This is a genomic window from Nonomuraea sp. KM88 (genome assembly GCF_052245635.1).
Taxonomy (GTDB): domain Bacteria; phylum Actinomycetota; class Actinomycetes; order Streptosporangiales; family Streptosporangiaceae; genus Nonomuraea.
Genome location: NZ_JBQQCC010000018.1, coordinates 205812 through 212585 on the forward strand (window position 1 = coordinate 205812; position 6774 = coordinate 212585).

5 protein-coding genes are annotated in these 6774 nt (G+C 69.8%); 1 reads left to right on the forward strand and 4 read right to left on the reverse strand.

Annotation, left to right across the window (positions count from 1 at the left end; translation table 11 throughout):
- Positions 1-302 precede the first annotated feature (302 nt).
- Positions 303-2816, forward strand: coding sequence for a DEAD/DEAH box helicase (locus ACTWPV_RS39830; RefSeq protein ID WP_443155734.1), 2514 nt, complete (start codon positions 303-305; stop codon positions 2814-2816).
- A 27-nt stretch (positions 2817-2843) separates the two neighbouring features.
- On the opposite strand, the gene ACTWPV_RS39835 is transcribed toward ACTWPV_RS39830, so the two are convergent.
- The 4 genes from ACTWPV_RS39835 to ACTWPV_RS39850 all read right to left on the reverse strand — a co-directional run bounded on the left by ACTWPV_RS39835 (position 2844) and on the right by ACTWPV_RS39850 (position 6766).
- On the reverse strand, positions 2844-4559 hold the full coding sequence (locus ACTWPV_RS39835; RefSeq protein WP_443155735.1) for a hypothetical protein: 1716 nt from the start codon (positions 4557-4559) through the stop codon (positions 2844-2846).
- Between the two features lie 416 nt (positions 4560-4975).
- On the reverse strand, positions 4976-5377 hold the full coding sequence (locus ACTWPV_RS39840) for an Rv3654c family TadE-like protein (RefSeq protein ID WP_443155736.1): 402 nt from the start codon (positions 5375-5377) through the stop codon (positions 4976-4978).
- Between the two features lie 10 nt (positions 5378-5387).
- On the reverse strand, positions 5388-5723 hold the full coding sequence (locus ACTWPV_RS39845; protein WP_443155737.1) for a TadE family type IV pilus minor pilin: 336 nt from the start codon (positions 5721-5723) through the stop codon (positions 5388-5390).
- 56 nt (positions 5724-5779) lie between these two features.
- On the reverse strand, positions 5780-6766 hold the full coding sequence (locus ACTWPV_RS39850; RefSeq protein ID WP_443155741.1) for a DUF4244 domain-containing protein: 987 nt from the start codon (positions 6764-6766) through the stop codon (positions 5780-5782).
- Between the last annotated feature and the right edge of the window lie 8 nt (positions 6767-6774).

The following is a 6774-nucleotide window of genomic DNA, read 5'->3' on the forward strand; positions in this document are numbered from 1 at the left end:
ATCTGGAGCGTGGCCCCAGACTGTCCGACCCTGACGCGCGGCATTCAACCACGTGCCTGGCTTGTGTCTATACGAAATCACGATTCCCGGCGACTTTGCCCACCGATGCAAGACTGGAAACAGTGACTTCCACCGCATCCTCCCCAGAACAGGCAGGTCCACTCCTCCACCACCTGCTTGGTGTTCCCGCACGTCATGAGCGCGTCACTCATGTGGAGCATGTTCCAGCACGTCAGGCGGGTCAAGCCCGATGGCCCAAATGGACGTCTGAAGTCTTTGTTACGCGCTTGGCGAACCGCGGGGTGACAGGACTCTGGCCGCACCAGTACGAGGCCGCCGACCTGGCATTCCGTGGCCGAAACGTGATCATCTCGACGGGAACGGCGTCCGGGAAGTCGCTGGCGTACCTCACTCCCGCGATCACGGCGTGTCTGGACGGCGGGACGATCCTGTACCTGACGCCGACCAAGGCTCTGGCCGCCGACCAGCTGCGCACCCTGCGCGAGCTGCGCATCACCAAGGTGCGGGCCGCCACGTTCGACGGCGACACTCCGTTCGAGGAGCGCAAGTGGGTACGCCAGCACGCGAACTACGTACTGACAAACCCCGACATGCTGCATCGTGGCATCCTGCCCCGCCATGCCCAGTGGTCGTCGTTCTTCCGCCGGCTGCGCATGATCGTCGTGGACGAATGCCACGGCTACCGCGGCGTCTTCGGCTCCCACGTCGCCCAGATCCTGCGCCGCCTTCGCCGGGTGTGCGCACGGTACGGCTCCGACCCCACGTTCCTGCTCGCCTCGGCGACGGCCAGCGAACCGGGGGCGTTCGCGAAGAGACTGACAGGGCTTGAGATGCACGAGGTGACCGTTGACGCCTCGCCGAAGGGGTCGACGACCATCGCGTTGTGGGAGCCGCCTCTGACGGATCTGCGGGGCGAGGGAGGGGCACCCATACGACGCACGGCCACGGCGGAGGCGGCCGACCTGCTGGCGGACCTCGTCCTCGCCGACATCCGCACGCTCGCCTTCGTCCGCTCGCGCCGCGGCGCGGAAACGGTGGCGCTGTCCGCCCGGGCCAAGCTCGCCGACGTCGCCTTCTCGCTCATCGCACCCACCGAGCACGGCTCTCTCGCGACCGGCTCATCCACCACCACCAACCAGCACAACGCCGCCCCCTGGGAACCCAAGGACCCCGACCACAGCCCCACACCCGGCTCGCCCAGCGAACCCGACCACGTCCCGACGCCCGGCCCACCCAGCGAACCCGACCACCACTCCCAAGTGCCCGGCCCACTCAGCGCACCCGACCACCGCACCCCAGCACCCGGCCCACCCGACCACCACGCCCCCAGCCGGGCGGCGAGCCTCACCACCCCCGGAGAGCCTGTGGACGAGGGCGGGGCGGATGAGGGGGATCTGCCCGAAGGGGGTTCGCTCGGATGGTCGATCCCGGACGCCTCCGACTGGGCCAGCCTCCCCGACAGGATCGCCGCCTACCGGGCCGGCTATCTCGCCGAAGACCGCAGGCTCCTCGAGAAGGCGCTCCGCGCGGGCACGATCATGGGCCTGGCCACCACGAACGCCCTCGAACTCGGCGTGGACGTCTCCGGTCTCGACGCCGTGCTGATCGCCGGCTGGCCGGGCACCCGGGCCTCGCTCTGGCAGCAGGCGGGCCGGGCGGGCCGGGACGGCCGGGACGCACTCGCCGTCCTGATCGCCCGGGACGATCCCCTCGACACCTACCTGGTGCACCACCCTGATGCCCTGTTCGGCCGGCCTGTGGAAGCGATCGTCCTCGACCCGGACAACCCGTACGTGCTGGGCCCGCACCTCTGTGCCGCAGCCGCCGAGATCCCGCTGGCCGAGGACGATTTGCCCGTTTTCGGCGACACAACCCCGGCCGTCCTGGACGACCTGGTCGCCCAGGGGCTGCTGCGGAAGCGTCCGGCGGGTTGGTTCTGGACCAGGCGCGAGCGCGCCACCGACCTCGCCGACATCCGTGGCGGCGGAGGTGCCCCCATCCAGGTCGTGGAGTCGTCGACCGGCCGTCTGCTGGGCAGCGTGGACGAACCATCCGCCCACACCGCGGTGCACACCGGCGCGGTCTACCTCCACCAGGGCGAGACCTTTCTGGTGGAGGTGCTCGATCTGGAGGCCGGGGTCGCCCTGGTCTCCAGCGCAAGCCCTGACTACACCACGTTCGCCCGGGACATCACTGACATTTCCATCCTTGGCACCCAACGCTCACATGCCCTAGGTCCGGGCACCCTGCACTTCGGCGAGGTGGAGGTGACCCGGCAGGTCGTCTCCTACCTCAAGAGACGCCTGCAGTCGGGCGAGATGCTCGGCGACGAGCCCTTGGACCTGCCCCCTCGCACCCTTCGCACCCGTGCGGTCTGGTGGACGCTGCCCGCGTCCGCGGTGGCCCCGCTCGCCGAGGCCGGCATCGACCTCGGCGGAGCCGCCCACGCCGCCGAGCACGCCTCGATCGGGCTGCTCCCCCTGTTCGCCACCTGCGACCGCTGGGACATCGGCGGCGTCTCCACCGAGCTTCACGCCGACACGGGCCTGCTCACGGTTTTCGTGTACGACGGCCACGAGGGCGGAGCGGGCTTCGCCGAACGCGGCTACGCCCGCGCGGCGGACTGGCTGACGGCGACGCGCGAGGCCATCACCTCATGCGAATGCGACCGTGGCTGCCCTTCCTGCATCCAGTCCCCGAAGTGCGGAAACGGCAACGAACCCTTGGACAAACGAGGCGCGATCCGCCTCCTCGACATCCTGCTGGCCCAGCAAGAGAGCGACACCGACCCGTGAGCCGGCGATGCTCTTGCTCGGGTGGCCTCAACTGTCGCCGCCCCTGTGCCTGCGACCAGCGAAAGCGCGCTCATCCTCGTCGTCGCCTTCGTCGGCCGCCCAGAAATCGGCAGATCCCGGCTGCGGGCGTTCCCAGAACCCGCTGTCCTCCATGGCCTTGGGCGACGGCGGAAGGTAGTCGTCCCAGCGTTCTTCGATACGGACGGCGGGCGGGGTGATGGAGGCCGAGCCCTCGGGCACGTCCGTCACGGCCGAACTGGGCAGGGCGATCCGCATGGGAGCTTGACGGCTGCCTTCCGCGTCGCGAACTCCCCGAACGTCGTCCACCTCGATCTGGACGGATATCTCCTTACGCGCCGGATCGGATCGGGGGAACGCGGCGGCCCGCTCTCCGGGCGTGTCCCGAGGTCGTTCCGGCTTCGCCGGCTGCTGGTACTCTGCGGGCTGCTCGGTCCGGGAATGATCGGGTATGCGCGTCTTCGCCACGGCCAGGATCACCGTGGGCCGCCGCCGGAGCGGCGTCGCGGCAGGCTGGATGCGGTCATCGCTCTCCGCGGCCTGCGTACCGCCTCCGGCGAAAGCGGGGCCGGCGCGCGTGGCCGCGGTCACCTGCGCGGGCGTGGCTCCGGCCCCATCACCGGCGAGCGCCCGCCGCCGCGCCCACGCGCCCGCGTGCGCGCCGAGCAGCAACAACAGGAGGCCGGCCGCCACGTAGAAGCCGTACTGTCCGATGTTTCCCAGCGGAGACTCGCTCGACTGCGCCCTCACGCCGCCGGTCGTCACGGGTGCGGTGTCCGTGCCGTCCCTGGCGCCGGACGGGACAAGCCCGCCCGACTCGTCGTCGGCCGTCGGGATGGGCAAGTTGCCGTCAGCGTCGGTGTCGGGAATGTCGGGCAGCTTGGAGGTCGTCGGGTTACGGGTCGTCGGCTCGTCCGCCGGCAGTGGCTGCCTCTTGGCGGGAAGGGTCGGCAGCGCGTCGACGTTCTTGCCGTCTCGGCTCTTTGGCGTCCTTTTTGGGGTCTTTTTCGGCTTAGCTGTGGGTTTGGCGGAGAAAGCGAGGTAAGCGGAGGCCGACGGGTCCGACCCGATCGAGCCTCCTTCGCCGTCGCCCCTGAAGGCCTTGACGGTGAACCCCACCCGCTGCCCTTCCGCCTTGGCGGGCACCGCGAGCGCCGCTCTGCACGAGGTGCCCGCGCACGCACCATCGGCGGGCAGCCTCCCGACGATGCCCGTCAGCGTGTTGGAGACCTCGTAGGACTGCAGATCAGGCTCGGAGCCCCTGGTCCAGGTGACGAGAACCTTGTCGGCGCCCTGCCTCGCCACGTTCACGTTGCCCGGAGTCTCGGCCGGCCGTCGCAGCTTGAACGTGCTGATGGCGTACTCCCTTCCGGTGAGCTCTCCCTTGAGAGTCACGGTGAAGGGGCCGTTGGGAGCGTCCCCGGCGTCGAACGTCCCGGAGAGCGTCTGGTTGGCGCCGCCTCCGGCGACCTTCTGACGGGGGGTGGCCGGACCTTCGACGTACAGGCCCATGTTGAGCTGGATCATTCCCGTGCGGGCGGAAACGGTGACGGACGAGCCCGAGACCACCTGACCGTCGGCGGGCAAGGTGATCTGCCCGGACGTGTCGGCCTGCTTCGACGTGTCGGCCCGTCCGGTCACGGAGGCGGCCCGCGCGGACCCGCCCAACGCGACGGACAGCACCACGATCGCTCCTGCGGCCACCACTTTGCCGACTACCGTCACGACGCTTCCCTCCATCGAGAGCCTCGCGTCGCTCGACCGCCCACGGAGCGTTCGCGCGACGACCGGAAGTGCAGTCCGCCCGGCCGATACGGTCACCGACCGCCCCCGGACCGCACCCTAGCGACTTCGTCAGAGCGGTCACAGGCTCTCTGTCGCATATGGCATGAACCGAGGGTAAGCGGGACCTTACGGTAAATACCCAGCTCTTGGACACCGCGTCTAAGGAGTCGTAACTGGATTGCGACATAGCCCCGCAAGCCCCATCCATCACATTGGGGGCGGCAACGATTTGCCGTCCACACATTCTTGTGTCAAATAGCAAAAACCACGACGCATCACCGAGTCAGAACACCTCGGTCGCAGCAATCCATCAGAGGGTCACAGGCGTGCGATGGGCTGGCAGCGACGCCGGCGGTCTAGTGATCGTCGGCCGTGGTCACCGTCGCCGGGCCCGCACGGGATCTGCCGGTCACGGTGCGGGTGCCGGCGATCGGCAGGGAGATCGACAACGAGGTCCAGACGTCGGCGATCTCGTCTCGGATCTCGCAGCGGGCGAGTTTGACGCCGTTCCGGGCAGCGAGGGTCGCGGCCCGCAGGCAGGCACCCTCCGGGTCGGCCAACGCCATTTCAGCCGCCGCCAGCGCGCTGAGATCGGCGGCACTGCTGACGCGGTGGCCGGCCACGCGTACGGAGCCCACCGCGGCGAACGCCGTGGCGACGGCCATCAGGAGACCCATGAGGGCGACACCCCACAGCGTGGCGGAGCCGCGTTCCTTGTCGCGCTTGATCTTTCCTCCTCGGACGATCGCCGGTCTCATACCTGCATGCTCAGGGGACTGACAGGTGTGGTTCGGTGTCGGCCGTGGCCGTGGCGGACACCTGGACGGCGGGCAGCGACCCGCCCCATGCCGGGCGCACCTCGACGGTGATCTGCACCTTGGTCAGATCGATGTCACGGGACACGGCTATCCGCGCGTCGGCACGGGTGGCCGACCGGGCACGATCGCGGACCTGGCTCAGTGGTTCGCCTCTGGCGGCGGCCCGGGCGGCCGCGCGGGCAGCGTCCACACATTCGAGCTGGGCGCCGACGGCTTGGATGGCCCACAGCGCGGCGGCCAGGACGACCATGAGCGCGGGCAGCATCGCGGCGGTCTCGGCCGTCACCGAGCCCCGCGATGCCGACCGTCTCCCGCCCACGGAGCTCCGCCCGGAGCGGCGGATCATTTGCCGGTCGTCTTGAGTGCCCGGTCGATGAGGGAGGTCAGCATCTCCTGCACTTCCGAACTGCTCACGACCTTGAACAGGAGCGCGGCGAAGGCGCAGGCCGCGATGGTGCCCACCGCGTATTCGGCCGTGGACATTCCTCGTTCGCGGTTGGCCAGCGCGTGGTGAAGCCATCTGTTGGATCGCCACCGCGGGCGCGCTCCGGCGGCTTCCCTGACGGAGGGAGCCGGCGAGTTGCCTGGTGCGGTGTCGGCGGGCCTCGGCTGGGGGTCCGAGGGGGCACGGACGAGCGTCGGCGAGGTGCTCGGGTCAGGACTGACGGGCGCCGGTGCGTCGCCGCGCGCAGTGCCCGAGAACGCGGACACTGGCAGGTCCCCCGGTAGCGCACGGGCAGAGGGCGACGAGTCGCCGGGGGTGGCGTGGGAGCGGCCCGACACGGCAGAAGCAGAGCTCGACGGGTTGGCGGGTGGGAAGGAGGTCGACATTGGCGGGGCGGTCGTCGCGGTGCCGGCTGTGCGGCCGGTAGAAGGGGTGTGGCCGGTGGCGGGGGTGCTGCGGGCCGAGTGGGCTCCCGGCGGGGTGTGGGGGCGTGGTGCGGTCGCTGCCGGCGTGAGGGTGGAACCATGCATCGGGCCTCCAGGTGGGTCAGAGCCGGGGTCTTGTCCGGCGGGAGTCCAAGAGTCGCCGAAGGGCTCTGCGGCCAGTGGACCGAGCGGGGTTCTGTGGACAAGGGCCACTTCATAGAGGTGGGCCTGTGGATAACCGGTCCTGACGAGGGTCCCGTAGGTGGGAGGTGCCCGACCGCGTTGAAGAACGACGCCCGTGCCCCTGTCCTGCTCCGCAGGGGTCCGATTCCTCCCCCCGCCTGAAGGACTCTGTTGGCCGATTGGGTTGGGTTCATGCCGCCAGGCCAAGGCTGGCTCCGAGTCGCTCCAGGTGAGAGTTGCGGGTGCCGCGGATAGGAGTGCCGGTCCACCAGGCATCCAGGCGG